The 21,615-nt window shown below is 69.7% G+C and carries 25 protein-coding genes and 2 pseudogenes; 17 read left to right on the forward strand and 10 right to left on the reverse strand.

Annotation, left to right across the window (positions count from 1 at the left end):
• Nucleotides 1–164 precede the first annotated feature (164 nt).
• Nucleotides 165–2,591 (reverse strand): SpoIIE family protein phosphatase, encoded by a 2,427-nt coding sequence (locus P2L57_RS13385; RefSeq protein ID WP_275813321.1) that lies wholly within the window; start codon nucleotides 2,589–2,591, stop codon nucleotides 165–167.
• A gap of 174 nt (nucleotides 2,592–2,765) precedes the next feature.
• Complete coding sequence (locus P2L57_RS13390) at nucleotides 2,766–3,161, reverse strand: TOBE domain-containing protein (protein WP_275813325.1); 396 nt, start codon at nucleotides 3,159–3,161, stop codon at nucleotides 2,766–2,768.
• Between the two features lie 271 nt (nucleotides 3,162–3,432).
• Here P2L57_RS13390 and P2L57_RS13395 point away from each other — a divergent pair, with 271 nt between their 5' ends.
• Entirely contained in the window at nucleotides 3,433–3,852 is a 420-nt protein-coding gene (locus P2L57_RS13395; protein WP_275813327.1) for a TOBE domain-containing protein, read from the forward strand.
• 89 nt (nucleotides 3,853–3,941) lie between these two features.
• On the opposite strand, the gene P2L57_RS13400 is transcribed toward P2L57_RS13395, so the two are convergent.
• From P2L57_RS13400 to P2L57_RS13410, 3 genes are all read right to left on the reverse strand, one after another.
• On the reverse strand, nucleotides 3,942–4,439 hold the full coding sequence (locus tag P2L57_RS13400; protein ID WP_275813330.1) for a molybdopterin-dependent oxidoreductase: 498 nt from the start codon (nucleotides 4,437–4,439) through the stop codon (nucleotides 3,942–3,944).
• A 204-nt stretch (nucleotides 4,440–4,643) separates the two neighbouring features.
• Nucleotides 4,644–5,042: a TOBE domain-containing protein gene (locus P2L57_RS13405; protein WP_275813333.1), complete on the reverse strand. Its 399-nt coding sequence runs from the start codon at nucleotides 5,040–5,042 to the stop codon at nucleotides 4,644–4,646.
• A 78-nt stretch (nucleotides 5,043–5,120) separates the two neighbouring features.
• Nucleotides 5,121–9,143, reverse strand: coding sequence for a bifunctional nitrate reductase/sulfite reductase flavoprotein subunit alpha (locus tag P2L57_RS13410; protein WP_372515706.1), 4,023 nt, complete (start codon nucleotides 9,141–9,143; stop codon nucleotides 5,121–5,123).
• A 316-nt stretch (nucleotides 9,144–9,459) separates the two neighbouring features.
• Between P2L57_RS13410 and P2L57_RS13415 the strand changes: the two genes are divergently transcribed.
• From P2L57_RS13415 to P2L57_RS13440, 6 genes and pseudogenes are all read left to right on the forward strand, one after another.
• Entirely contained in the window at nucleotides 9,460–9,900 is a 441-nt protein-coding gene (locus P2L57_RS13415) for a winged helix-turn-helix domain-containing protein (protein ID WP_308292469.1), read from the forward strand.
• Nucleotides 9,901–10,079: 179 nt separating this feature from the next.
• Complete coding sequence (locus P2L57_RS13420) at nucleotides 10,080–10,589, forward strand: Fur family transcriptional regulator (RefSeq protein ID WP_275813339.1); 510 nt, start codon at nucleotides 10,080–10,082, stop codon at nucleotides 10,587–10,589.
• A 75-nt stretch (nucleotides 10,590–10,664) separates the two neighbouring features.
• Nucleotides 10,665–10,910 (forward strand): annotated as a pseudogene (locus P2L57_RS13425) (GTP-binding protein); the annotation flags it as partial.
• Nucleotides 10,911–10,918: 8 nt separating this feature from the next.
• A complete protein-coding gene (locus P2L57_RS13430) occupies nucleotides 10,919–11,335 on the forward strand; it encodes a (2Fe-2S) ferredoxin domain-containing protein (protein WP_275813753.1) in 417 nt (138 codons plus the stop codon).
• Nucleotides 11,322–11,474 (forward strand): hypothetical protein, encoded by a 153-nt coding sequence (locus P2L57_RS13435; RefSeq protein ID WP_275813342.1) that lies wholly within the window; start codon nucleotides 11,322–11,324, stop codon nucleotides 11,472–11,474. Before P2L57_RS13430 ends, P2L57_RS13435 begins: the two co-directional genes overlap by 14 nt.
• A gap of 134 nt (nucleotides 11,475–11,608) precedes the next feature.
• On the forward strand, nucleotides 11,609–11,908 hold the full coding sequence (locus P2L57_RS13440) for a hypothetical protein (protein ID WP_275813345.1): 300 nt from the start codon (nucleotides 11,609–11,611) through the stop codon (nucleotides 11,906–11,908).
• A 78-nt stretch (nucleotides 11,909–11,986) separates the two neighbouring features.
• Here the strand turns inward: P2L57_RS13440 and P2L57_RS13445 are convergent, their stop codons facing one another.
• Nucleotides 11,987–12,961 (reverse strand): metal ABC transporter solute-binding protein, Zn/Mn family, encoded by a 975-nt coding sequence (locus P2L57_RS13445; protein WP_275813348.1) that lies wholly within the window; start codon nucleotides 12,959–12,961, stop codon nucleotides 11,987–11,989.
• A gap of 217 nt (nucleotides 12,962–13,178) precedes the next feature.
• Between P2L57_RS13445 and rpmG the strand changes: the two genes are divergently transcribed.
• The 5 genes from rpmG (at nucleotide 13,179) to P2L57_RS13470 (ending at nucleotide 15,502) form a co-directional block, all read left to right on the forward strand.
• A complete protein-coding gene (rpmG, locus tag P2L57_RS13450) occupies nucleotides 13,179–13,343 on the forward strand; it encodes a 50S ribosomal protein L33 (RefSeq protein ID WP_026252351.1) in 165 nt (54 codons plus the stop codon).
• 5 nt (nucleotides 13,344–13,348) lie between these two features.
• Complete coding sequence (locus P2L57_RS13455) at nucleotides 13,349–13,600, forward strand: type B 50S ribosomal protein L31 (RefSeq protein ID WP_275813360.1); 252 nt, start codon at nucleotides 13,349–13,351, stop codon at nucleotides 13,598–13,600.
• Nucleotides 13,597–14,754, forward strand: coding sequence for a CobW family GTP-binding protein (locus tag P2L57_RS13460; RefSeq protein WP_275813363.1), 1,158 nt, complete (start codon nucleotides 13,597–13,599; stop codon nucleotides 14,752–14,754). Before P2L57_RS13455 ends, P2L57_RS13460 begins: the two co-directional genes overlap by 4 nt.
• A 41-nt stretch (nucleotides 14,755–14,795) precedes the next feature.
• A complete protein-coding gene (gene rpsR, locus P2L57_RS13465) occupies nucleotides 14,796–15,041 on the forward strand; it encodes a 30S ribosomal protein S18 (protein WP_275813366.1) in 246 nt (81 codons plus the stop codon).
• Nucleotides 15,042–15,340: 299 nt separating this feature from the next.
• On the forward strand, nucleotides 15,341–15,502 hold the full coding sequence (locus P2L57_RS13470) for a hypothetical protein (RefSeq protein WP_275813369.1): 162 nt from the start codon (nucleotides 15,341–15,343) through the stop codon (nucleotides 15,500–15,502).
• 53 nt (nucleotides 15,503–15,555) lie between these two features.
• Here P2L57_RS13470 and P2L57_RS13475 read toward each other — a convergent pair whose 3' ends face one another.
• Nucleotides 15,556–15,894 carry a hypothetical protein gene (locus P2L57_RS13475; protein WP_275813785.1) on the reverse strand — a complete coding sequence of 113 codons (339 nt, stop codon included), beginning with the start codon at nucleotides 15,892–15,894 and terminating at the stop codon, nucleotides 15,556–15,558.
• Here P2L57_RS13475 and P2L57_RS13480 point away from each other — a divergent pair.
• Both P2L57_RS13480 and P2L57_RS13485 read left to right on the forward strand, forming a co-directional pair.
• A pseudogene (locus P2L57_RS13480) lies at nucleotides 15,824–15,982 on the forward strand (aldo/keto reductase); the annotation flags it as partial. The gene P2L57_RS13475 and the pseudogene P2L57_RS13480 overlap by 71 nt on opposite strands.
• Nucleotides 15,983–16,125: 143 nt before the next feature.
• Nucleotides 16,126–17,145 (forward strand): PHP domain-containing protein, encoded by a 1,020-nt coding sequence (locus P2L57_RS13485; protein WP_275813372.1) that lies wholly within the window; start codon nucleotides 16,126–16,128, stop codon nucleotides 17,143–17,145.
• Nucleotides 17,146–17,206: 61 nt separating this feature from the next.
• Here P2L57_RS13485 and P2L57_RS13490 read toward each other — a convergent pair whose 3' ends face one another.
• Nucleotides 17,207–17,371: a hypothetical protein gene (locus tag P2L57_RS13490; RefSeq protein WP_275813375.1), complete on the reverse strand. Its 165-nt coding sequence runs from the start codon at nucleotides 17,369–17,371 to the stop codon at nucleotides 17,207–17,209.
• Between the two features lie 95 nt (nucleotides 17,372–17,466).
• Between P2L57_RS13490 and P2L57_RS13495 the strand changes: the two genes are divergently transcribed.
• On the forward strand, nucleotides 17,467–17,592 hold the full coding sequence (locus P2L57_RS13495) for a hypothetical protein (RefSeq protein ID WP_275813378.1): 126 nt from the start codon (nucleotides 17,467–17,469) through the stop codon (nucleotides 17,590–17,592).
• A 183-nt stretch (nucleotides 17,593–17,775) separates the two neighbouring features.
• Here P2L57_RS13495 and P2L57_RS13500 read toward each other — a convergent pair whose 3' ends face one another.
• Both P2L57_RS13500 and P2L57_RS13505 read right to left on the reverse strand, forming a co-directional pair.
• Entirely contained in the window at nucleotides 17,776–19,245 is a 1,470-nt protein-coding gene (locus tag P2L57_RS13500) for a carotenoid oxygenase family protein (RefSeq protein WP_275813381.1), read from the reverse strand.
• Nucleotides 19,246–19,301: 56 nt separating this feature from the next.
• Nucleotides 19,302–19,868, reverse strand: a complete 567-nt coding sequence (locus P2L57_RS13505; RefSeq protein WP_275813385.1) for a hypothetical protein — start codon at nucleotides 19,866–19,868, stop codon at nucleotides 19,302–19,304.
• Between the two features lie 102 nt (nucleotides 19,869–19,970).
• Between P2L57_RS13505 and P2L57_RS13510 the strand changes: the two genes are divergently transcribed.
• Nucleotides 19,971–20,495, forward strand: coding sequence for a PadR family transcriptional regulator (locus tag P2L57_RS13510; RefSeq protein WP_275813388.1), 525 nt, complete (start codon nucleotides 19,971–19,973; stop codon nucleotides 20,493–20,495).
• Between the two features lie 80 nt (nucleotides 20,496–20,575).
• Entirely contained in the window at nucleotides 20,576–21,238 is a 663-nt protein-coding gene (locus P2L57_RS13515) for a mycothiol-dependent nitroreductase Rv2466c family protein (protein WP_372515697.1), read from the forward strand.
• Nucleotides 21,239–21,615 lie beyond the last annotated feature (377 nt).

Below are 21,615 nucleotides of genomic sequence, written 5' to 3' on the forward strand. Positions count from 1 at the left end.
GGCCGTGTTTTCTTCAAACGACAATAGTCGCAATACGCGAAATTTCGATCCGGGAGGCCGGGGGACAGCCTGTCCCGCTCCGAGCCGCCACGAGTTCCGGGTGCACGCGGCGGCCCGGCCCTGGCGCATGAGCTGACGCGAATGTCTCCTCAACTCCCAGTGCGTCAGAGCTCGCACGACGGGAGGATGATCTCACCCCACACCTGTTTGCCACCGCTGAGCGGCACCGCGCCCCAGGACCCCGACATCGCCTCCACCAGCAGAAGGCCCCGGCCGCCGGTGACTTCCCAGTCCACACTCGTCGGCTTGACGGGGGCGCGCGGCGACGAGTCGCTGACCGCCACCCGCAGGCGCTCTCCGGCGAGTGTGAGATCGAGGCGCACCTCGCCCTGGGTGTGCACCAGGGCGTTGGTGACCAGTTCGGAGACGATCAGCAGGACCGCGTCCGTCTCCTGCGTCACGTTCCAGGTGCGCAGGGTGCGCGCGGTGAACCGGCGGGCGTGCATCACGGCGTCGGGAAGCCGCCACACCGCCCAGCCCGCCCGTAGCGGTCGGGCGCGCAGCCCGTCGTAGCGCAGGAGCAGCAGCGCCACGTCGTCGTCACGTTTGTCGGCACCGCTGATCAGCGCGTCGGCCATCCGGTCGGCGTCGGACGGGTCGGTGGCGGAGAGCACCTCGCACACGCGGCGCAGGCCGTCTTCCAGACGGAGGCTGGAGGACTCCACCAGGCCGTCCGTCAGCAGGGTGAGGACCGTTCCGGCCGACAGCCCGACCACGGTCAGGGGGAACTCCGCGTCCGCCAGCACTCCCAGCGGGGGCCCGCCCTCGGCCGCCACCTCGCAGGTGCTGCCGTCGGGATCACGCAGCAACGGCGGCAGGTGCCCCGCCCGGACGAACCAGGCGTCGCCTTCCTCGGTGTCCAGGGCGACATAGCAGCAGGTGGCGAAGGCGTCGGTCTCCATGCTGACCAGCAGCCGGTTAGCGTGCGAGACCACCACATCGGGCGGGTGGCCCTCCAGGGCGTAGGCCCGGATCGCTGTGCGTATCTGGCCCATGATCGTCGCGGCCTCGGCGCTGTGTCCCTGCACATCTCCGATGACCAGCGCCACATGCCGATCGGACAGCGGGATCACGTCGTACCAGTCGCCGCCCACCTCAAGCCCGGCCGTAGCGGGCAGATAGCGCGCGACAGCCGCACAGCCGGGCAGCGAAGGAAGCTTGCGGGGCAGCAGACTGCGCTGCAGCATCGCGGCGAGCTCGTGCTCGGCGTCGAAGGCGCGGGCTCGAACCAGCGCCTGCCCCACCAGGCCCGCGGTCGCGGTCAGCAGCGAACGTTCCTCGGTGCCGAACTCGTGAGGTTCGTCCCAGCCGAGCAGGCACGCGCCGACCAGCCGCCCATCGGCCGGGAGCGGCAGGACGGCGAGACCGCCGCGTCCGACCGCCGCAAGACCGGGCTCCAGGCCGGTGCTGGTGGTCCAGAGGCTGGCCCGGCCCTCGCGTAGGGCGGCCTGCAGGGTGGGCAGGGCACGGGCCGGGGCGTCCGGCCACTCGGACCGCCACTCGGAGCGCCAGATCTCCGGCCATGCCGAGGGTTCCGGCGGGTCCAGGACGGTGACCACCAGTCGGCTGGCGTGCAGTTCGGAGAGCGCCACCCGATCGGCTCCCAGAGGCTCCCGCAGGGCGGCGACCACGCCGCGGCTGACGTCGCGGACGGTCATCGCGGTGGCCAGGATGGCGGACAGCCGCTGTACCCGGGAGACCTCGTCCGTGCTGGGGCGCAGATGCGAGGCTTCGGCGACCACGCCCAGCATCCGCTCCGGCTTGCCGTCGGCGTCGGCCAGCACCCGGCAGCGCAGCCGCAGCCAGCGCAACTCTCCGGTGGGCCAGCGGATACGGAACTCCAACTCCCGCCCGCCGGGCGTCATATGGCCCGGCTCGACGACGGACATCAGCGCGGGCAGGTCCTCCGGGACGGTGTGCGCGAGCAGTGTCTCCACGCGTCCGTCGAATTCGTCCCGGTCGATGCCCGCGAGTTCCAGCACCTGCGCGTCCGCGTCGATCCGTCCCGTCTCGAGTACCAGGGTGAACGAGCCGACGCGCATGTACCGCAAGGGGGAGCACGGCGCCCTCCCGGGCTCTGCGCCGCCAACGGGCCCACCGCCGCCCGGTTCGTCGCACGCTTCGAGCAGCGCGGCGACCTGGTCCGCATACAACTCCAGAAAGTTGCGCCGCACGGTGTCAAAGCCGTCCCCGCCGTGGTCCACGACGACCAGGCAGCCCAGCCGCCTGCCATCGGCGCCCAGTGGCAGGGCGCCCAGCGAAACATCGGCTGCGGCTGCCTCCGCGCGGCCGTCGCCGTGCGCGGTCACCTCCGCCGGTGTCAGCCACAGGGGTTGGCCGCTGCGGAAGGCGTCGGCCACCGGTGAACGGCCGGACAGGGGGTAGCTCGACGACAGCCCGTACACGGTGCCGGGGCAGTCCCCGACCGTCTCGGCCTGCCGCAGCTCGTCAGTGTTCTCGTCCAGCACGTAGACGGCGGCGAGCGCCGCCCCGGCGAACCCCACCACCCTTGTCGTCACAGCCAGCAGCACCCCTGTAGCAGAGAGTCGACTTCATGTGCCCCGGCCGCCAGGTTTCGCGGCATCAGGGCCGCCCTCACTCTGACCTTTTATCATCACATATTCCCCTTACGGGCGTGACTGTCGCGGCTCTGTGAGTGACCTGTCGCGCTGCCCGCAGGGCGGGGGTGCTGGCGCCGTGGGGCCTCAGGTGCGGTCGATGTGGACGTTGGTGGACTTCACGCGGGCGGTGGCCTGGACGCCGACCTCCAGTCCGAGTTCCTCGACCGCCTCCCGGGTGAGCAGGGAGACCAGCCGGTGGGGGCCCGCCTGGATTTCGACCTGGGCGGCCACGTCGCCGAGCTTGACCGCGGTGACGATGCCCGGGAAGGCGTTACGGGCCGTGGTGTACGAGGCGTCGTCCTCTCCGCCCGCGCTCTGCGCCAGTTCCACGGAGAAGGCGGCCAGATCCCGGCCGTCGATGAGACGTCGGCCTGCCTCGTCGCGATGTGTGGGGACCCGGCCGCCGTCCGCCCAGCGCCGGGCGGTGTCCGGACTGACGCCCAGCAGCCGCGCCGCCTGGCCGATTGTGTAGGACTGCATGTCCCTCAGATTAGGACCGCATGCCTTGCATTTGCAATCGTCTTTCGTCGCTGAGCATCGCAAATGCGAGGGTCGGCGGAGGTCTGCCGAGGCGCCCGGACGGTGGCGTCCCCCCGTTCGCCAGGTGGTGGCTCTGGTCTGCCAACTGGTGCGCAGGCAACGCCTGGCGTTTACGAGGGGTTGCCGCCACGCGGTGTCGGCGCTGGTTAATCTACCTCTGCCGCTAAGGAGCAAGTGGGAAATTCCGCACGATGGACTTGAGGTGGCTTCCATGAGCCTGAGCATTCGCAATCAGCTTCCCGGCACCGTCGTCTCCGTGACCCCCGGCACGGTCATGGCCACCGTGAAGACACGCCTGAACGGCGGTCAGCAGATCACCGCCGCGGTGACCCTGGAGGCGGTCAAGGACCTCGGGATCGCCGAGGGCAGCGCGGTGCGCGCCCTGGTCAAGTCCACCGAGGTGTCGTTGGCCACCGGCCCGGTGACCGGTCTCACCATCCGCAACCAGATCCCCGGTACCGTCTCGTCGGTCGCCACCGGCGACGCCATGGCGACGGTGAAAGTGGCCGTGGAGGGTGGGGAGTTGACGGCTGCCGTCACCAAGGACGCCGTCGACGACCTCCGGCTGGCCGAGGGATCCTCGGTCGTCGCCCTGATCAAGTCGACCGAGATCTCACTCGCCGCCGCCTGACAGCACGAGCGCGGCCATCTGGTGGCGACGTCACGGCTGTGCCGGGGCCTGCCGGCCACCGGGCCGTCACACGTCGGCCGTCGATGTCGCTACACCTGGTGTTCTCCGCTCCCCGGCGGAAGATAGGCGCCGACCCAGATACTGGTGATCGCGCTGACGTAGCGTGCCCCGCACGCATCGCCGGGCACGACGAGCTGGCTGCCCTCCGCGTCGAGCGGATGCCCGTCCAGGCTGGTGGCCAGCAGTACGGGAGAGTCGCCGAACTCGGCGTCGATCTCCGGCCAGGACAGCACCGCCCGATGACCGTCACCGCCGAAGACCGCTATCAGGAAGTGCGAACGGTCCTTGCGGCGGCGCACATCGAACGTCGGTCCCGCCTCGGCCACCACATCACGCAGCAGAGGCCCGGCGAAGACATGGTGCTGGGCGCCGTTGGCCGCGCAGTCGAAGACCACTTCGGCCTGGTGGGTGGGCCAGCGTCGCAGCTGGGCCACCGACAGGTTGACGGGGCGTTCGAGGTCGCCGTACAAGCGCAGCGTCCGAATACGGACAGTCGGCATCAGAGGCGGTGCTGTGATGCGGCTCATCGGCGTCCCCTCATTCCCCTGTGAACCCGAGTGCGTCGAGGTGTCCGGAGAACGTGATGCCCGCCCGCGAAGATCAGGAACCGAAAATGCCGCACCTTTCGGCCAGTCAGCCTTGCGAATGTTTGGGGTGGATGAGTGAACCCCTGTCAGATGCGTAACTCTCCATGCCCACCGCTAGGCATCTGCCTGCCACTGCCATCGCATTCACCGGCGGCGGTCGACGTGCACGCTGGTCGACTTCACCCGGGCCGTAGCCGCGACCCCCACGGCCAGCCCCAGATCCTCCACCGCCTCGCGCGTCACCAGCGAGACCAGCCGGTGTGGCCCAGCCTGGATCTCCACCTGTGCCACCACACCGTCCGTGTGGACAGCGGTGACGATGCCCCGGAACCCATTGCGCACCGACGTCGGGACCTCGGCACCCGCACCGTCGACCCCCGCCGCCCAATCGACTGCGAACGCGGCGAGACTTGCCCCGTCGATCACCCGGTTCCCGGCGTCGTCCCGCTCGGTGGCCACACGCCCCGCATCGGCCCACCGCCGGACAGTCTCCCCACTGACCCCCAGCAGGCGGGCGGCCTGGCCAATGCTGTAAGACGGCATACCCGCACTCTAACGACCGCGCACCGTCACAACCGCGCTGCAGGCCACCGCGGATGGGGCGGGCATTCGGTCCGCTGATCAGTAGATGTCGCGGAGGTAGCGCTTGTCGGCGGCGAGCTGCTTGACGTACACGGTCGCGGCGTCCTCGCTCAGGCCGCCGTGGACTGTGGCGATGTCACGCAGCGCCTGGTCGACGTCCTTGGCCATACGGGATGCGTTGCCGCAGACGTAGAAGTGCGCGCCGTCCTGGAGCCAGGACCACAGCTGGGGGCCGTGCTCGCGCATCCGGTCCTGGACGTAGACCTTGGCCCGCTGGTCACGGGAGAACGCGGTGTCGAGACGGGTGAGGGTGCCGTCCGCGAGGTGGGCGGCCAGCTCGTCCTCGTAGTAGAAGTCGGTGGCGCGGTGCTGTTCGCCGAAGAACAGCCAGGCGGGGGAGCGCTGGCCGAGGGCGCGGCGCTCGTCGAGGAAGCCGATGAACGGGGCGACACCGGTGCCGGGGCCCACCATCACCATCGGGGTGGCGGGATCCGCCGGCGGCCGGAAGTGCGGGGAGCTTTGGACGAAGACCGGCACCGGGCTGTCGGGTGCGGAGTCGGCGAGGAAAGGCGAGCAGACGCCGCCCCGCGAGTGGCCGCGGGGATTCTCGTACCGGACGACGGAGACGGTCAGCGAGATCAGGTGCGGGTCGCTGAGCGGGCTGGAGGATATGGAGTACCGGCGCGGGTGAAGGTGTTTGAGGACCGTGGACCACTCCTGGGCGGTGGCGCGGACCGCGTGCTCGGCGATCACATCGACGGCCTGGCGGCCCCAGCACCACTTCGCCAGTTCGCCCTTGTTGTCGGGGCGCAGCAACTTCTTCAGCAGGCGGTCGCCGGTGCGCTCGGTGACGAAACGCAGTAGGGCGGGGGTGATTCCGGTGATGTCCAGGTGCCGGTGCAGGGCCTGGTGCAGGGGGACCTCGCCGATGCCCTCGACCTCCACACCGGTCGCCGGGTCGAGGCCGGTGACGGCCAGCCATTCGGCGACCAGCTGGGGCGAGTTGACGGGGCGGACGCCGAGCGCGTCCCCCACCTGGTAGGCCAGCGGCGTCTCGCTGTCGCGGGTGTCGAAGGTGAACCGGCGCACCTCCTTGCCCGCCCCCGGGCCGCTGAGCAACCGGTTGCCGGTCAGTCGAGCGGCTACGGAGGCGGGCTTCCGGGAACTCGGGGCCAGGGCGAGGGCGGATGCCGGAGCCGTCGCGGTCTCGCAGGCCAGGGCGGTGAGGACCTGGTCGAGCCAGGCGTGGGCGGAACGCTCGTAGTCCGGTTCGCAGTCCGTGCGCGGCGCCAGCCGCATCGCGCCCAGTTCGTCCAGGCGCTCGTCCAGTCGGCGGCCGTGGCCGCAGAAGTCGTCGTACGAGGAGTCGCCGAAGGCGAGGACGGCATACCGCACCCCCTCCAGGCGCGGGGTGTCGGGCGCGGCCAGGGCGTCCCAGAAGCCGGAGCCGTTGTCGGGGGCGCCCCCGTCGCCGAACGTACTGGTGATCAGCAGGAGGTCGGCGGCGGTCGGCAGCGCGCCGGGAGTGGTGTCGTCCATGCCGACCAGCGTCGCCTTGTGGCCGTTGGCGATGAGCCGTTCAGCGGTGGCCGCCGCGAAGTCCTCGGCGTTGCCGGTCTGCGAGGCCCACAACACGAAGACCTGGTCGCCGCTGCCGCCGCGGGCTTCGGTCTGCGGGGCGGCGGCCCGGGAGTACATCCCGGCCAGCACACCGTTCACCCACAGCGCGTGTTCCGGGCTGAAGGGCGCCGACGGCGGCAGCACCGGCACGCCGGGCGCGCCCACTTGGAGTCCGGCCAAGAAGCCTGCCAGGTAACGGCGTTCACGCTCGGCCAGTAGGGGTGGGGGCGTGCTGGCTATGCCCAGTTGCTCCCAGGCCGAACCGGCGGTTGGTGCCTCGTCGGCGGCCTGCGGGGCGGCGGGCGGGTTGTGCCCGCCCCTTCCGCCCTGCGCGACGTCCGCCCACGGCCGGGTGGCGGGGGCCGAGACTCTCGTCAACGACACCGCGCAGACCTTGAACTCCGGCTGGAAGGAGATCGGGTCCACCGCATCGCTGGTCACGGCGTTGACACTGAGGTACTCGCCGAACAGGTCGTTCCAGTGGAACGGCGCGAAGCAGCACCCCGGCCGCACCCGGTCCGTCACCACCGCCGGGAGCACCGCGCGGCCCCGCCGCGAGGCGACCTCCACCGAGTCGCCCTCCGCGATGCCCAACTCCCCTGCGTCCTGCGGATGCAGCTCCACGAACGGCCCCGGATTGCCCTTGTTGAGCTTGGCTACCTTCCCCGTCTTGGTGAGGGTGTGCCACTGGTGCTGCAGCCGACCGGTGTTCAGCACGTACGGGAAGTCGTCGTCCGGCATCTCGGCGGCTGTCATGAACGGCCGAGCGTGGAACACCGCCCGCCCGCTCGCTGTGGGGAAGACCGGGCCGTCGCCGCTGGCGTCCATGTACCGGATCGGATTGCGGTCCGGGCCGTCCTCGGCGGGCGCGGGCCACTGCACGGGCATGGCACGGAGCCGCTCGTAGGTCACCCCCCGCAGGTCGTAGCCGGTCTTCGGATTCCAGGCGCGTTTGATCTCCTCGAAGACCTCCTCCGCGCTGCCGTACGAGAACCCGTGCTCGTATCCCATCTCGCGGGCCACGGCCGCGATGATCCGCCAGTCCGCCAGTGCCTCTCCAGGAGGATCCACCGCCTGCTGGGCAAGGGTGAGATCGCGCTCGCTGTTGATCAGCACGCCCTCGGCCTCGACCCACATGGCGGCGGGAAGCACGACATCGGCGTAGGCGTTGGTCTCGGTCTCGGCGAAGACGTCCTGTGTGACGACGAACTCGGCCGCCTCCAACCCCTCGATGACGGTCCTCCGGTTGGCCACCGAGGCCACCGGGTTGGTGCAGATGATCCAGCAGGCCTTGATGGCACCGTCCACCATCCGCTGGAACATCTCCACGGTGCCCTGGCCGACACCGTCCTTGCGAAGCGTCCCCGCGGGCAGCTCCCACAACTCCTCGACGAACGCCCGCTCCTCGTCCACCAGCACCGACCGCTGGCCGGGCAGACCCGGGCCCATGTAGCCCATCTCGCGCCCGCCCATGGCGTTGGGCTGGCCGGTGAGGGAGAACGGGCCGCTGCCGGGACGGCAGATCGCGCCGGTGGCGAGATGGAGGTTGACCAGCGCGTTGGTGTTCCAGGTGCCGTGGGTGGACTGGTTGAGGCCCATGGTCCAGCAGCTCATCCACTCCCCGGCCTCGCCGATCAGCCGTGCCGCCCGCCGGATGTCCTCCTCCGGTAGGCCGGTCAGCTCGGCGACGGCGGCGGGGGAGAAGTCCTGGAGGAACTCCGGCATCACCGCCCAGCCCTCGGTGTGCCGCTCGATGAACTCGGGATCGGTGTGCCCGTTCTCGTGCAGCAGGTACAGCAGCCCGTTGAGCAGCGCCAGATCCGTCCCCGGCCGGATCTGCAGAAACAGATCCGCCTTGTCGGCGGTCGCGCTGCGGCGCGGGTCGACGACGATCAGCTTGGCGCCCGCCCTGACCCGGGCCATCAGACGGAGGAAGAGGATCGGGTGGCAGTCGGCCATGTTCGAGCCGATGACGAAGAAGACGTCCGCCTTCTCGAAGTCCTGGTACGACCCGGGCGGGCCGTCCGCGCCGAGCGACAGCTTGTAGCCGCTGCCCGCACTGGCCATGCACAGCCGGGAGTTCGACTCGATCTGGTTGGTGCGCACGAAGCCCTTGGCCAGCTTGTTCGCCAGGTACTGGGCTTCGAGGCTCATCTGTCCGGACACATAGAACGCGACGGCGTCCGGCCCGTGTTCGTCGATGACGGCCCGCAGCCGCCGGGCGGTCTGGCCGATCGCCGCCTCCACGGGGGAGGGCGCCGGCTCCGCGCCACGTTCGGCGCGGGTCAGCGCGGTGGTCAGCCGCCCAGGGGCGGCGAGCATGTCGGCCGTGGTCGCGCCCTTGGTGCACAGTCGCCCGAAGTTGGCGGGGTGGTCCTTGTCGCCGGACGCCTTCAGGACGGTACGCCGCCCGTCCGGGCCGAACCCGATGTCGAGGACCATCCCACACCCCACACCGCAGTACGAGCAGACCGTCCGCACCTGTGCGGTGTCACGGATACCCGGCTCCTGCACGGTCGTCACGGACGGCCCCCCTTGTGATCGGCTTGTGCGCGCTCAGCGTAAGGAGTGCCCGTTGCGCGGTCGTCACACGACTTGACCATGGCGGTTACGTCAGCTCGACAGCCGCCGCGGGGGCGTGTGAGATGCCGCAGGGCCGTACATATGCGACGTGAAGTGTGTTACCGGATGGGGGCGATTTCCGGTGCGCTGGACTCCCTTTGATGAAAATGAAAACCGATTGCGTTAAGCTGGGGTCATGCTGGTCCGCTATCCCCGAACGCGATACCCGATCCGCCGAAACTGCCTCTACCAACAGCCGGTTCGAGACCACCGCGATGCCCGGCCCGCGCAGGAACCCCTTCCGCGGCCCACGCCACCGGCGCAGGGCCTCGTCATCGACCGGGAGCGGCGCACGGCGTCGATCGACGGACGGTTCCTCACCCTGACCTACCTGGAGTTCGAACTCCTCGCCCACCTCGTCGCACATCCGCGACGCGTCCACACCCGCGCACAGTTGACCAGCGAAGTCTGGGGGCAACCGCCCGTCGGCGACACCCGCACGGTGGACGTCCACATCGCCAGGCTCCGACGCAAGCTCGGCCCGGAGCGCCGGGCCCTCATCGTGACCGTCCGCCAGGTCGGCTACACCTACGCCCCGCCGCGAACGGAACGCGCCCTCCCCGGGTGCATGGGCTGAGCCAGCGGTGCCCCAACGAGCGTTCGGACTACCCGTTTCCGGCCGCGAGGCGCTTTACGCCCCCTTCGCCCAGGGGCCTGATGTCGGCGGTGGTCCGAAACATCATGTAGACATGGAAGTCATTTTCATTTAGCCTCGACGGCATGATCGGCGCCGACTCTCAAGGGAGGTGATCCGCCGTGGGCGGCCGCACAGCCGACAAGCCGCCGCGTGGTCCGGCGCAGGTCCGGACGACCTGGCAGCGGACCGCGGTGCTACGGGTGCTGGCGGGCTGTCAGGACTTCGTCTCGGCCCAGGAGTTGCACGGACTGCTGGCCGCCGCCGGGAGCGGGGTCGGGCTGACCACCGTCTATCGCGCGCTGCGGGACCTGGAGACGGCCGGGCGCGTCGACGTCGTACGCGATGACGCGGGGGAGCGGCTCTACCGGCGGCGGGTCTCGGACGGTCATCGCCACTACCTGATATGCCGCTGCTGCGGTCGCAGCCAGCCGGTGGCCTCCGAGGTGGTGGAGGAATGGGCGGACCGGGTCGGCGAGGGCGCGGGGTTCGCCGCGGTCCAGCACACGGTCGAGCTCACCGGCATCTGCGCCGACTGCCTGCCCACCGTCGACAACGGAGAGCCGCCCTGCCGCTCGGCCCCCACCCGCCACGGCGACTACCGAACCCACTCGAACCGCGAAGAAACCTGACCCAACAGGTCGTGTTCATCGGCGCGTTCGGGCTGGCATTGACCCGCCGGTGAGCTCAGCTGTAACGAGCTCAACCAGTGGCCCGATGGCCTGTTGCGCGCCAAGGGTGCTGATATCTTCCGGTCAAAGGGCATCCCCGGCATCGCGGGTGAGCCCAGGACAGTACGTCTTCCAGGGGGGCAGATGCTGTTGGACGGCGCGTCCGGCCGCGGCTGGAACGACGGCGAAACCCAGGGCAATCGAACTGACTTCATCGAACCCGACCTCGACCGCGACGGCCGGGTAAGGGCCCATCATCTGTCCTCCCGGACGGCTCTGTGAGCGGCCGAATGGTGATCGGTGCCGCCCGCAACCGCCCGTGCACGGTGATGGTGTGCCGGGGCTGCTGCTGCGGCGACTCCCGCAAGCACCCCGGTACCGACCACCAGTGGCAACTGGAGCGGCTGCTGGCCGCCGCCACGCAGTCCGCGGGTCGGCTCGCTGTCCGGACGACGGACTGCCTGGGCCCCTGCGGTCAGGCCAACGTCATCGTGGTCCAACCTTCCGGCGAGGGAAGGCGCAATGGCGGCCGGGCGACCTGGATCGGCTGGGCCCTGGACGACGACTGCACCGACGACATACTGCGCTGGGTCGCCGACGGTGGCCCCGGCGTCAGCGAACCGCCAGCGACCCTGGAACTCCAGTTCATCCCACCGGCGGGCGAAGCACGGGCACGAGCCCGCGGCCGCGGCCGTGCACGAGGGTAGGGGCACGGGCCGACCAGCCCGCGTCCCGCCCGCGGGGCTGCACGACGACCACGTCGCCCAACTCCTCAACGAGGCCGTCTACCACATCGAGCACCTCAAGATCGAACACTCGGCGATCGGTGCCCCGGACAAGGCCTGAATCCGGACAAGGTCGGATTCCAGTCGACAAGTGTCACTCGGGTGCAATCCCGATCGCAGGGTGACAGGATCGAAGACGAAGTACACGACGACGCGGGGCAGACTGACGTAACCGAAGGGAAAGAGGGAATCACTATGGTGACCGCCACGCACGCTCCCCACACCAACCACACCCACCAGCACGGTGCTGGTTGCGGCCATGTGGCCGTCCCGCACGGCGACCACGTCGACTACGTCCACGACGGGCATCTGCACCGCGCTCATGAGGGCCACACGGACGAGTGCGAGCCCGGCGGTCACACCGTCCACGCCAGCCACACCCACCAGCACGGTGCTGGTTGCGGCCATGTGGCCGTCCCGCACGGCGACCACGTGGACTACATCCACGACGGCCACCGCCACGCCCCGCACGACGACCACTGGGACGACCACTGACCGCTGTCCCCGCCGCATCAGCGAAGGTCGGCGCCTCGGTCCGGGACCGAAGCGCCGACCTTCGCTGTTCGACCGCGCCTACTTGCCGGTCGCCTTGGCCAGGGCCTGCTCGATGCCCTGCAACTGGCTGGTCTGCCACTGCTGGAAGCTGGCGTTGGCGGGGGCGAGCGTCTCGGTCACGGTGGTGACCGGAATGCCCTGCGCCTTGACCTCCTTGACCTGCGCCTGCACGTCCGGCGTGGAGTTCTGGCTGTTGTAGACGTAGATCTTGATCTGCTTGTTCTTGATCTGCTGGTCGATGGTGGCCTTGTCCTTGGCCGTGGGGTCGGAGCCCTCGCTCATCGCGTCCAGGAACGTCTCCGGCGTCATCATCTTCAGCCCGAGGCCCTCGGCGAGCGGGGTGACGATGGACTCCGAGGCCCCGATCGGGGTGCCCGCGTACTTGCTCTTGATCTGCGATATCAGCTGGTTGTACTGGGTGAGAGTCTTCGTCTCGAAGGTGTTCTTCTGCTGGTCGAAGTAGGCGGCGTCGGCCGGGTCGATCTTCTTGTAGTCGGCGGTGATCTTCTCGATGACCTGGTGGACGTTGTCGGGGGAGTACCAGCGGTGCGGGTTGCCGCCCGGCTTGACGCCCACCAGATCGCCGACCTTGAGCTCGGTGCGGTCGCTGCCGGAGTTGCTGGCCAGCAGCTTGTCGGTCCAGGCGTCGTAGCCGATGCCGTTGACGATCGCGTACTGGGCGGAGGCGACGGTGCGGCCGTCGGCGGCGGTCGGCTCGTAGGAGTGCGGGTCGGTGTCCGGGTTGGTGATGACGCTGCTCACCTTCACATGGCTGCCGCCGAGTTGGGCGGCGATGCTGCCCCAGAAGTTCTCCGCCGCCACGACCTGGATCACTTTTCCGGACCCGGAACCGCCAGCGCTGGACGACGAGTTGCCCGTGCCCGAGGACGAGGTGGAACAAGCGGTGGCCGTGGCGGCGGTCAGCGTGGCGACGGCGGCGACCAGCGCGAGCCGGGCAGGCCGGTGACCGGCGGAACGGGGGACGGACGACATGGGCGACTCTCCTTGCGATGACCTTCCGGACCCACGACAGGGCCCGGCGATGAGGCTTCACCCAAGATAATCGGTAATGATTTTCATATCATCCAGGCATGACAATCGTTACCGTCTCTTGATGGGGAGTGTTGGGGTCCACTGGAACTGGCGGCGTGCGGCCGAGGCGCCCCCCCCGTGATGAAAATGAAAACCAGTTCCGTGTACGCTGTCGTCCATGGCTCGCAACGAACTACGCCCGATCATCAAGCTCAGGTCCACCGCCGGAACCGGCTACACGTACGTGACCCGCAAGAACCGCCGAAACGACCCCGACCGGCTCACCCTGCGCAAGTACGACCCGGTCGTCGGGCGCCATGTCGACTTCCGAGAGGAGCGCTGACCGTCATGAAGCCCGGCATCCACCCCGAATACCGGCACGTCGTCTTCCGCGACCGCTCAGCCGACTTCGCCTTCCTCACCCGGTCCACCGCCACCAGCGACAGGACCATCGAGTGGGCGGACGGCAACACCTACCCCGTCATCGACGTCGAGATCTCCTCCGCCAGCCACCCCTTCTACACCGGCAACCAGCGCGTCCTGGACACCGCCGGCCGCGTCGAGCTCTTCCAGCGCCGATACGGACGGAGGTCACGGTGAGCTTCGCCGAGCGCCGACTGCCGGTGGCGATCGTCGGCGGTCTGTACGCCGATGCGCGCCGCGCCGCGGTCGGCGACATCCTGCGCACCGTGCCCGGCACGGTCGTTCTGCACCACGACCTGTCCGCGGCACCCGACGGCACGGTGTACCGCACCATCCGCGACCTGAGCGGACCGGTCAGCGATGGCCACACCCCGCTGGTCAACGACTGCGCCTGCTGCGCCCTGCGCGAGGACCTGGTCCCCGAGTTGCTGCGGCTCGCCCGGGCCGGGACGTACCGGCTGGCCGTCGTCGAGCTGTGGGACTCCGTCGAGCCGCAGGCCATGGCCGCCGTCATCGACGCGGCGGGCGCTCCGCTCGAACTGACCGGTGTGGCCACCGCGGTGGACCCGGCCCTCGTCCTGCCGTACCTGGCCAACGGCGACGACCTCGCCGAGGTCGGCCTGGCTGCCGCACCCACCGACCAGCGCACCGTCGCCGACACCTTCGCCCGGCAGATCGAGTACCCCACCGTGCTCGCCATCGCCGAAGGCGAGGAGCGGCCGGAAGACGCCGATTACGCGCTGCTGGCCCAAATCACCCCCACCGCACGGCGGTTGCGGGTCGGCGAGGGCGCTCTCGGCCCGGCACTGCTGACCGGATTCGACCTCGGCGCCGCGGCAGCACGGCAGCACCCGTCCTGCGCGCTGCTGCCGCAGGAGGCCGATGCCCACGGTGTGACCACTGTGGCCTGGCGCCGGGACCGCCCCTTTCATCCGCAACGGCTCTACGCGGCGCTGGAGGATCTGGCCTGTGTCGCCGCTCGCAGTCGCGGCCGGTTCTGGCTCGCCGACCGCCCCGACACCCTGCTGTCCTGGGACGCGGCGGGAGGCGCGCTGTGCGTCGAGTCCACCGGGCCGTGGCTCGCCGCGTTGCCCGAGGCCGCCTGGGAGATGGTCCCGCCCGAACGCCGGGCCGCCGCCGCCCTCGACTGGCACCCCGAACACGGCGACCGCTGCCAGCACCTGACGTTCACCTCTCCCGGCCTGGACCGTGAAGGCCTGCTGCAACTCCTCGACTCCTGCCTGCTCTCCGACGACGAGTACGAGGCCGGCCCTGCCGTGTGGCAGCACCTACCGCACACCTTCGACGAGTTCCTCGACCCCGTCTCCTGACCCCTTGGGGTCCGCTGTCCCCCGTTGGAAAGGTCCCGGCCATGTCCCGCCGCGTGTACACCAAGACCACAGACCGCCGCCGTAAGCAGCGCGTCAACCCGCTCGAAGCCGCAGGCATCACCTACGTCGACTACAAGGACACCGACCTGCTGCGTAAGTTCATCTCCGACCGAGGGAAGATCCGCAGCCGCCGTGTCACCGGCGTAACCCTTCAGCAGCAGCGCCAGTTGGCCCAGGCCATCAAGAACGCCCGCGAGATGGCCCTGCTGCCCTACGCCGGTCGATAGGCACCGGCATCTCAGAGAACAAGGCGTTCAGCCTCCGTCAGCCGCACCCGGCCGACGGAGGCTGCTTCATGAAGCCTTGGGATTGACCTGTTGCGACGTCAAGTGCGTCTGCCCGCGATCGGTTGAGGTGAGCTCGGATGGGGAGGCGAGCCGATGGGCGGGCCCGGGTGCTGCCCACCCCTATGATCGGGTCGCGGATCGCCGATTCCCCTGCTGAGCAGGTGAGTTGGACGTCCACGTACATTCGGCCGTCCCGTTTCGGTCGGAACGACCCGCACTGAGGGAAATGAGGAAGCGCCGTGCGTGAAGAGTTCTTCGAGCGCGAAGAGATCATCGAGCGGGACGGGTTCTTCGGCGAGGAGGAGATCATCGAACGCGAGACGGTTGTCGAGCACGACGGCTTCTTCGGGCGCGAGGAGGTCATCGAGCGGGAGGAGATAGTCGAGCGCGACTTCTTCTGACAGCCGGCGCCGCCGGGCCTCGGGCCCGGCGGCTCCCATGACGGTGAAGGACTTCACCAGCGCAGTGCGCTGATGCGGTCCTCGACCTCCCCGGGCCAGTACGGGTTCGGCAGACCGACGTTGGCCATGTGCTCCCGACGCCACAGGCCGGGCCACAGGTCCTTCTCACGCGGATGAAGGTAGTGCGGCTGGCCGCAGACGCAGGAACGCAGTAACGCCCCGCAACCCCGGCAAAGGTCGATGAACCCATGGCCGGTCGAACGGGACACGCCGGACCGCAGGCCGCCGCTGCGTGCGCAACCGGTCAACGCCGCGCCGTTCGCGGACGGAGTGTCGCCCGCACGGATCCGGCTGCCGTGGACCCTGCACCAGGGCCCGCGCGTGCTGGCCATCCCCGGCACCGGCAACCCGGATCACCTCGCCGACACCGTGGCCGCCGGCGCGCTGCGGCTCACGGCGGAGGACATGGCCCTCCTCGACTCGCTCGGCCACCACGCGAACCGAGCGAGGCGCCCGCGACGTCCCGGAGCAGCCGACATCAGGGGGCGCCTTACTGCCGCCAGACGAGGGATGACCGCGTGCCTAGCGGCGTCACCCGCGCTCCGGAGGGCAATGCGTCGTTCATGGACGCCGTCACCGCGCTGGATCGCATCGCGTTCCTCCTGGAGCGCCGCCACGAGCCCACCTACCGGGTGCGTGCCTTTCGCAACGCCGCCGCCACGATCGCGGCCCTGCCACCCGAGGAACTGCGCGCCCGGACCGCAGCGGGCACACTGACCGCCCTACCGGGCATCGGCCCGGTCACCGCACAGGTCATCAGCGAAGCCACGGCCGGGCGGGTACCGGGCTACCTGGCCGAACTGGAAAGGACGTCCGCGCAGCCGCTGACCAGCGGTGGGCGACAACTGCGCAGCGAGTTGGTCGGCGACTGCCACATGCACTCCAACTGGTCAGACGGCGGAAGCCCGATCGCGGACATGGCATACGCCGCCCGTGACCACATCGGGCACCGCTGGGCGGTACTGACCGACCACTCGCCACGACTGACGATCGCCCGAGGCCTGTCCGCGGACCGGCTGCGGGAGCAACTGGACGTCGTCGCCGAACTCAACGCGGAGCTGACCCCGTTCCAACTGCTCACCGGCATCGAGTGCGACATCCTCGACGACGGCTCACTGGACCAGGAGGAGGCACTGCTGGACCAGCTGGACGTTGTCGTGGCATCGGTGCACTCCAAGCTCCGAATGGACCCGGTGGCCATGACCCGACGGCTTGTCGCGGCGGTCCGCAACCCCTTGGTCGATGTGCTCGGCCACTGCACCGGACGCATCGTCGCGGGGCGCCAGCGGCCGCCCTCGCTGTTCGACGCCCCGGCCGTGTTCGCCGCGTGTGCCGAGTCCGGAACCGCCGTGGAGATCAACAGCCGACCCGAACGCCTGGACCCGCCACGGGACCTTCTGCGCTTGGCCGTGGAGTGCGGCACGCTGTTCGCCATCGACAGCGACGCACACGCACCGGGCCAGCTCGACTGGCAGATCCACGGCTGTGCCCGTGCCGAGGAGTGCGGCGTCCCCGCCGATCGGGTGGTCACCACCTGGCCTGTCGAACGCCTTCTGGCGTGGACCCGGAACCACGCGGGCTAGGGGTACGCCCATCGAGGGCGGGCGGACGTCGATGTGATCACCGTCTGGTGACCGCCGTCCGTCACGTCACCGCCTCCTCGCCCAGATGGCCGACAGCACCGGACTCCGCCAGCCGCGGGTACTGGTCGGGCCCGCCGATCCACCGGGCCGTGACCGTCGGGCTGCTCCCCGACGTGGCTGACGCGGCATTCGACTGCGCACCGGCCTCAACGCCTTGTATTCTCACCGTAGTTCCGCCAGTTCCTCCCCACAGCTTCGTTGGCAGTGACGCCAGCGAGGGCCCTGTCCTTCGGGGCCTGTTCGGAGGGGCGAGGAGGAGCGATGGACGATCAAGACGAGGGCGAGACGAACGACCACTGGACCACCCCTGAAAGGTGGGATGTTGTGATCAGGGTCCTGGGTCTGCTCGTGGCGATCGTCGCCTGTGTGGGGCAGTTCGCGCGTTAGCGCGTTCGGGCGCCGCATCGGAGGTCCGGACACGGCCGGTGCTCGCTGATAGAGCGAGTTCGGTCAACGGGAGAGTGTCCGGCCACTCCGTCATCCCGACCCCGGCATCCGCCAGGTGCCTCGTTTGCCCGCTACCAGGGACCCCTCACGCGACGGCGCGCGCTCGTCGTTTGAGGCGCGCTGTCAGGCAGGACGCTGATGCACCGGCCACATTCCCGGCTGCTCCGCGCGGCGGGCGAGGAAGTGCAGGCGGTCCGCTCCACTCAGGCCCGCGCGGCTGTGCGGACGTTCGGTGGTGGCGCGCTCGGCTCCCGCGGCGTACGACGCGGCGTCGTCGGGGAGCCAGTTGCCGTGGAACCCGGCCGGGACGCGGCGGGGCAGGTGGATGGTGGCGACCGGGGGCCCGGCCAGGTCGTCCGCGTCGAGGATGACCAAGTCGCTGCGGTCGGTTGCCGCGTCGTGGACGTAGGCCATCAGCCAGCCGGGCCCGCCCGCAGTGTCATCGGCGGGGGCGAAGGCGGCCTCGCCGGGTGTGCGGCCCTGGCCGAAGACATGGCTGGTGACGGTACCGTCCCGCAGGTCGTAGCGGTGGATCGCGCCGCCGTCCGGGCCGTGCCCGGTGCTTGCGTGGCCGTGCCGGCAGGGAAGGCCGGTGAGGCGGTCGTCGATACGCGGGAACTCGGCTCTACGGTCGTCCAGTTGTTCCTCGCGGACCGTCCCCGCCGAGAGGTCGATGGTCCACCGCCACAGTGAGCCGTGCCCGTTGACGTCCACGCCGTCGCCCAGCGTGTCATACCGGATGACATGCAGGACCAGGCGCTGTCCGGCGGCCTCCTCGTGGCCGCCCAGGGCGTGGAAGACGTAGCACGGCTCGATGTCGAACCAGCGCACCGCGCCGTAGGGGTCCGTACGGCGTAGGACGCCGAGCCGGGCGCCGTAGTCGGGGGCCCAGGTGTAGGGCAGGCCGACACCTGCCATGGCCTTGGACCGGTCGAACACCACCGGCAGGTCCATGAAGACCACATGCCCTGAGGTGAGCTGGAAGTCGTGCATCATCGTCAGCGCGGGCACGTCGATGGGCCGGCTGACGGTGAGTTCGCCGCTCATGTCGGCGCGGTGATAGGTCAGATAGGGAGCGGTGGGGCCGCCGTAGCCGAAGAAGTGCAGTTCGCCGGTACGGGGACAGGTCTTGGGGTGGGCCGTCATGGGCGTTCGCAGGCGTCCGTTGAAGTCGTGGGCCCCGATGGTCTCCAGCTCGTGGCCGGGCTGGCAGTTGAGCTCGTAGGGGTAGGAGGACTCGACCAGGGCCAGCGTACGTCCGGCGTGGCGCACGACGTGGGTGTTGGCGACACCGGCGGTCAGATCGAGGTTGCCCTGTTCATCGCGTGCGCGGGCGCCGCGGGTGAGGGTGGCGGTCTGCACCCAGCGGTTGCGGTACGAGACGGCGGTCCCGCCTTCCAGCCGCACCCCGTGGACCATGCCGTCGCCCAGGAACCAGTGCTGCGAGGCGGCCTCGCGGGGGTTGGGGCCGTTGCGTAGGTACCAGCCGGTCAACTCGGGCGGTATGGAGCCGGTTACCCGCAGTTCGGTGACGGTGAGTTCGTCGGGGACGGGCGCGAAGTTGCCCAGCAGATGAGGTGCGGTGGTGGTCATGGCGGGCTCCGTGAGCACGGTTGAGGACGGTGGGGACCCGAAGCGTGGCGGGGGCTTCAGCGGGTGGGTTGGCCACCCGAGGCGAGGCGGGCCTGGATGATCGCGCGGTAGCGGTTGGTGAACGCGGCGGGGGCGAGGAAGCCGACGACCTGGCAGGCGGTCGTGGCCAGCGCACTGGTGTGTGTGGCGTCGCAGGCGGCGATGGCGGCGGCGGTCAGGGCGAAGGAGGTGGCCCAGACGGTGGTGATGACGGTGTTGATGCGCAGGAACTGCGGGGTGTGCCACAGCTCCTGCGGGGTGCTGCGCCGGGCGATGCCCAGGGTGAACGGGCGGCGGACGGCCAGCGTGCTCCAGGCGGTGGCGGCGAGCCAGGTGAAGGACAGCGCCCCGACGTAGTGCTCGACCGGCGAGTGCGGGGCGGCGAACGCGAAGGCGGTCAGGGCGGCGAAGTAGGCGATGGTGCTGGCCTCCAGGATCAGCGCATCGAGAGCCACCCCCGACCTGCGGTCCTTGATCAGCAATTGCAGGCCGATGAGCAGTCCGGCCAGCGCTCCCCACTGCCAGCCGACGGTGGAGATGACGGCGAAGGCGATCCACGGGATGAAGCCGCGCAGGTAATTCATGACAGGTCCCCCTTGGCGCAGGCTCGGACATTCCAAGACTGACATGTCGAACATAGAACCTCATGGATCGACCTGTCAAACCTGGAAGGTAGAATCGTTCGTATGAGCCTTCGCCACGCAGTCCTCGGCCTCCTCGTCGACAAGCCCGCCAGTGGGTACGACCTGATGAAGCTGTTCAACACCTCGCTGGCCAATGTCTGGCCGGCCACGCAGAGCCAGGTCTACGGGGAACTCGCCCGCCTCGCCGCTGGCGGACTGATCGACGTTGCCGCCGAAGGCCCGCGCGGACGCAAGGAGTACGCGCTGACAGACGACGGCCTGGCCGAACTGCGTCGCTGGCTGGCCGAGGCCCAACCCGGGCAGCAGCGCAGCGCCGCCCTGCTGCGTGTGTTCTTCCTCGGCGTGCTCACCCCGGAGCAGGCCGTGCACCACCTGGCCGAGGTGGCCGAGCAGGCCGCCTCTGACCATGCCCGACTGCGGCAACTCCAGGACTCCCTCGACTGGGATGAGGAGGGCATGCTGACCGCCAACGGCCGACTCGCGCTCGAATACGGGCTGCGTCTGCACGCGATGCGGGAGGAGTGGGCACAGTGGGCCGCCCAGCAGCTCACTGCCACGACCGAGTGAACCGGCTTCCCGCATTGGACCACCGAGATGTTCACCGAGTGGCCCATATGTCGGGCCAACCGGCCGGTTACCGTCGCTGTGTGACCAAAGATCATCAGAGTCTGTCGGCGGCGGCGGTGAATACCGCCGCAGCCACGCAAGCGACCACCGTCGACTTCTACTTCGACTCCGCCTGCCCCTTCGCCTGGATCGCCTCCCGCTGGATCCTGGAGGTCGAGGCACAGCGCGACGTCGACGTGCGGTTCCACGCAATGAGCCTGTTCCTGCACAACGTCGGCAATGAACTTCCCAGCTGGTACCGCGAGTTGGTCGACAAGTCGATCGGCCCGGCACGGGTGGCCGCGGCCGTGGCGCAGCACCATGGCGAGGAGCGACTCCGCGACCTGTACACGGCCTTCGGTACCCGCATCCACCAGCGGAAGAACGACGACTTCGACGCGGTGATCGGCGAGTCCCTCGGCGAGCTTGGCCTGTCGGCAGAGCTCGCCGGCGCCGCACACAGCACCGAATACGACGAGGCGCTCCGGGCCAGCCATGACGCGGGCATGGATCCAGCGGCCGGGGCGTATGTCGGCACCCCCACCCTCCACATCGACGGTGTCGCGTTCTTCGGCCCGGTGCTCAGCTCCATACCGCGTGGCGAGGACGCGCTCCGGGTCTTCGACGGCGTACGGCTGCTCGCCGGGTACCAGGACTTCTTCGAGCTCAAGCGCACCCGTACGGGCTCCCTGGACGTCAACTGAAGCGTCTGGCGCGGCCGTCGGCGGTGCGATGAACTCGACGGGCGGGGCTGCCGTGGCCCCATGCCGACGCACGCACGTCGGGGGCGGCGTGGAGCCGCCGGAATGCCGCTTCGTCGCGGTCAGCGACCGCGGAGAGGAGCTCGCGGCGGCTGCGAGTGGCCAAGGCGGTGTCCAGGTCCACGCGACTGGTGATGTCGGGATGCCGCAGCTGCACGGGTGGTGCACACAGTCGCCGGTGACGACGGCTGACCGGCCGGCGCCGCGCAGTTCTTCGGCGACCTGCCCCGGAGTGCGGCCGGGTGTGGGCAGCGGGCGGATGCCGGGGGCCACTTCGGTACCCGTTCGCGGTACGTCGGTCCGGTCGAGCAGACCGGCGT

Origin of the sequence: Streptantibioticus ferralitis, from assembly GCF_029223525.1 — a bacterium.
In the GTDB taxonomy this organism is placed as follows: Bacteria; Actinomycetota; Actinomycetes; order Streptomycetales; family Streptomycetaceae; genus Streptantibioticus_A; species Streptantibioticus_A ferralitis.

Bases quoted from the DNA above. Each gene is read 5' to 3' on its own strand.
- P2L57_RS13390 (WP_275813325.1), bottom strand. From the start codon at position 3,161: ATGCAGTCCTACACAATCGGCCAGGCGGCGCGGCTGCTGGGCGTCAGT.
- P2L57_RS13395 (WP_275813327.1), top strand. From the start codon at position 3,433: ATGAGCCTGAGCATTCGCAATCAGCTTCCCGGCACCGTCGTCTCCGTG.
- P2L57_RS13400 (WP_275813330.1), bottom strand. From the start codon at position 4,439: ATGAGCCGCATCACAGCACCGCCTCTGATGCCGACTGTCCGTATTCGG.
- P2L57_RS13405 (WP_275813333.1), bottom strand. From the start codon at position 5,042: ATGCCGTCTTACAGCATTGGCCAGGCCGCCCGCCTGCTGGGGGTCAGT.
- P2L57_RS13410 (WP_372515706.1), bottom strand. From the start codon at position 9,143: ATGGTCCTCGACATCGGGTTCGGCCCGGACGGGCGGCGTACCGTCCTG.
- P2L57_RS13415 (WP_308292469.1), top strand. From the start codon at position 9,460: ATGCTGGTCCGCTATCCCCGAACGCGATACCCGATCCGCCGAAACTGC.
- P2L57_RS13430 (WP_275813753.1), top strand. From the start codon at position 10,919: ATGGTGATCGGTGCCGCCCGCAACCGCCCGTGCACGGTGATGGTGTGC.
- P2L57_RS13440 (WP_275813345.1), top strand. From the start codon at position 11,609: ATGGTGACCGCCACGCACGCTCCCCACACCAACCACACCCACCAGCAC.
- P2L57_RS13445 (WP_275813348.1), bottom strand. From the start codon at position 12,961: ATGTCGTCCGTCCCCCGTTCCGCCGGTCACCGGCCTGCCCGGCTCGCG.
- rpmG (WP_026252351.1), top strand. From the start codon at position 13,179: ATGGCTCGCAACGAACTACGCCCGATCATCAAGCTCAGGTCCACCGCC.
- P2L57_RS13455 (WP_275813360.1), top strand. From the start codon at position 13,349: ATGAAGCCCGGCATCCACCCCGAATACCGGCACGTCGTCTTCCGCGAC.
- rpsR (WP_275813366.1), top strand. From the start codon at position 14,796: ATGTCCCGCCGCGTGTACACCAAGACCACAGACCGCCGCCGTAAGCAG.
- P2L57_RS13475 (WP_275813785.1), bottom strand. From the start codon at position 15,894: ATGGCCAGCACGCGCGGGCCCTGGTGCAGGGTCCACGGCAGCCGGATC.
- P2L57_RS13485 (WP_275813372.1), top strand. From the start codon at position 16,126: ATGGACGCCGTCACCGCGCTGGATCGCATCGCGTTCCTCCTGGAGCGC.
- P2L57_RS13495 (WP_275813378.1), top strand. From the start codon at position 17,467: ATGGACGATCAAGACGAGGGCGAGACGAACGACCACTGGACCACCCCT.
- P2L57_RS13500 (WP_275813381.1), bottom strand. From the start codon at position 19,245: ATGACCACCACCGCACCTCATCTGCTGGGCAACTTCGCGCCCGTCCCC.
- P2L57_RS13505 (WP_275813385.1), bottom strand. From the start codon at position 19,868: ATGAATTACCTGCGCGGCTTCATCCCGTGGATCGCCTTCGCCGTCATC.
- P2L57_RS13510 (WP_275813388.1), top strand. From the start codon at position 19,971: ATGAGCCTTCGCCACGCAGTCCTCGGCCTCCTCGTCGACAAGCCCGCC.